The following is a 2,079-nucleotide window of genomic DNA, read 5'->3' as shown; positions in this document are numbered from 1 at the left end:
ATCTCCCCCCTCGGGGGGGAGATGTCCGGCAGGACAGAGGAGGGCGCTGTCCCGCCAGCGTCTGAGGGTAACGTTACTTTGCTTGGCGCTCCTTCACATTGGCGTGGGCGTTCGCCGCCTCTGTGTCGGTGGCCGGCGTCTTCGTCTCCTCGCCGGTGAACGGGCTGCCCTGCCCAGGCGCAAGGTCGCCGCTATGGCCGGCCTTGTTGGTCTGGAAGGGCTGGCTGTCGGGGCTGAGGCCATGCTGCGTGGCGTTGAACAGATGGTCGTCCGCGCGGGCAAAACCTGCGAAGGCGATCAGCGATACGCTTGTGGCTGCGAGAATGAGCATGTGCTTTTTCATATCTGGTCTCCATTGAGTGCCAGATCGATCCCGCGCATTCGGTCTGGCGGTTTGAGTGAAGGGACGTTTGTCCCTTTGCCTGCCCGCCATCTGCATAGGTCAACGCCTGGCGCCGGCGGTTTATTCCGGCGAGCACGGTTTCCTGGCTGAAAAGTCGCGGCCGTACAGTCGGCGCCCGACGTCAGCGCGGCATCTTCACCAACACCGTCTGCGGCGTGCCGGCCAGCGGATCGAGCTGGTGGTTCGTGTCGGTGATGAACATCAGCCGCTCGCCGACCGTGATGCGCGCCTGCAGCGCATAGGTCCGACCGTTCTGGATCGCTTTGGGGTCGAAACCGATGTCGAACTTGATCGGCACCCGTCCGATGGGCGCTACCCTGCGCTTTGCGATCACGGTTGCCGGCGCATCGGCCAGCGAGACGTCGGCAAGCTCGACCACGAGCACGGCATCTGGCGGCAAAGCGATGCGCTCGCGATAAGTCACCTCGCCCGCGATGGTCTTCTCGGCGGCCTTGGTCACTTGCGGTACGGCAAGAATGCCGACGACCAGCGGCACCAGCCCGAAGATGAAGAACTCCGCGATGCGGTCCAGCATGAGATTGTCCCGCCAAGCAAATCAAACCGATTGGCAAGCTTGGGAAGGATTGCGGTGGTTCGATGGCCGAATAGGCGTTTTCTCTGATGCATATCGTTGTCCCAGAACCGCTGCTCACTTCTGGGCGACATGCATTATCGGCCCGGTTTCTTCCAGCGGTCCGCCGCTTGGTCGTCGGCTTCCTTGGCCTCGACCCAGCCGCCCTCGGAGCCGTCGGCAAGATGCTCTTTCTTCCAGAAGGGCGCGCGCGACTTCAGATAGTCCATCAGGAAATTAGCAGCCTCGAAGGCCGCCTGCCGGTGCGATGAGGCCGCGACCACCAGCACGATGTTTTCGCCCGGCATTATCTTGCCGTGGCGATGGATGACGGTGAGCCCCTGCAGCGGCCAGCGTTCGATGGCCTCAGCCGCGATGCGGCCGATCTCGGCCTCCGCCATGCCGGGATAGTGCTCGAGCTCGAGCGCCGACAGCGTGCCCTGCTCGTCACGGCAAAGGCCGGAAAAGGTGACCACGGCGCCGATATCGGTCCGGCCCTTGGTCAGGCCGGCGATCTCGGCGGCGACGTCGAAATCCTCGCGTTGGATGCGGATGGCGGGCACGACGGCGCCGGCCATGTCAGCCTCCGGTCATCGGCGGAAACAGCGCGATCTCGCGCGCACCGGCGATCTTCTCGCGGTGGCCGACATGTTCCTGGTTGATGGCGACACGGATGACGTCGGGGTATTGCAGCGCGTTTTCGTACTCCTCGCCGCGCGACTTCAGCCAGCGCAGCAGGTCGCCCACCGTCTCGATGCCGGAAGGCAAGTCGACGTCCTCTTCCGGCTTGCCGATCCGCTCGCGTACCCAGGCGAAATAGATGAGCTTGGTGGACATCTCACTCATCCATGATGTGCTTGAGGCCGGCGCGGAAATAGTCGTAGCCGGTGTAGAGCGTGACGAGCGCCGCGACCCACAACAGCACCAGGCCGATCTGGGTGGTCAGCGGAAAGATCTTGTCGCCGGCCGGGCCGACCAGCAGGAAGGCGATGGCGACCATCTGGATGGTGGTCTTCCACTTGGCGAGCTGCGTCACCGGCACCGACACTTTCAGGGCCGCCAGATATTCGCGCAGGCCCGAAACCAGGATCTCGCGGCACAGGAT

At 63.8% G+C, this 2,079-nt stretch carries 5 protein-coding genes; all 5 read right to left on the bottom strand.

Annotated elements, in window-relative coordinates; all coding sequences use genetic code 11:
* Nucleotides 1-73: 73 nt before the first annotated feature.
* Complete coding sequence (locus tag EOA24_RS35645; protein WP_126061785.1) at nt 74-343, bottom strand: hypothetical protein; 270 nt, start codon at nt 341-343, stop codon at nt 74-76.
* A gap of 181 nt (nt 344-524) precedes the next feature.
* A complete protein-coding gene (locus EOA24_RS35640; protein WP_127258362.1) occupies nt 525-938 on the bottom strand; it encodes a YbaY family lipoprotein in 414 nt (137 codons plus the stop codon).
* Between the two features lie 134 nt (nt 939-1,072).
* Nucleotides 1,073-1,552, bottom strand: a complete 480-nt coding sequence (locus EOA24_RS35635; protein WP_126078200.1) for a molybdenum cofactor biosynthesis protein MoaE — start codon at nt 1,550-1,552, stop codon at nt 1,073-1,075.
* A 1-nt stretch (nt 1,553) separates the two neighbouring features.
* Nucleotides 1,554-1,811, bottom strand: coding sequence for a molybdopterin converting factor subunit 1 (moaD, locus tag EOA24_RS35630; protein WP_042638004.1), 258 nt, complete (start codon nt 1,809-1,811; stop codon nt 1,554-1,556).
* Nucleotide 1,812: 1 nt separating this feature from the next.
* On the bottom strand, nt 1,813-2,079 hold a 267-nt coding region (locus EOA24_RS35625; protein ID WP_348633100.1), incomplete at its 5' end, for a CDP-alcohol phosphatidyltransferase family protein.

The organism is Mesorhizobium sp. M2A.F.Ca.ET.039.01.1.1 (assembly GCF_003998035.1).
In the GTDB taxonomy this organism is placed as follows: Bacteria; Pseudomonadota; Alphaproteobacteria; order Rhizobiales; family Rhizobiaceae; genus Mesorhizobium.
Note: the sequence above shows the minus strand (reverse complement) of the source record. Positions and strands in the feature narration are given on the sequence as shown.

Bases quoted from the DNA above. Each gene is read 5' to 3' on its own strand.
- EOA24_RS35645 (WP_126061785.1), bottom strand. From the start codon at position 343: ATGAAAAAGCACATGCTCATTCTCGCAGCCACAAGCGTATCGCTGATC.
- EOA24_RS35640 (WP_127258362.1), bottom strand. From the start codon at position 938: ATGCTGGACCGCATCGCGGAGTTCTTCATCTTCGGGCTGGTGCCGCTG.
- EOA24_RS35635 (WP_126078200.1), bottom strand. From the start codon at position 1,552: ATGGCCGGCGCCGTCGTGCCCGCCATCCGCATCCAACGCGAGGATTTC.
- moaD (WP_042638004.1), bottom strand. From the start codon at position 1,811: ATGTCCACCAAGCTCATCTATTTCGCCTGGGTACGCGAGCGGATCGGC.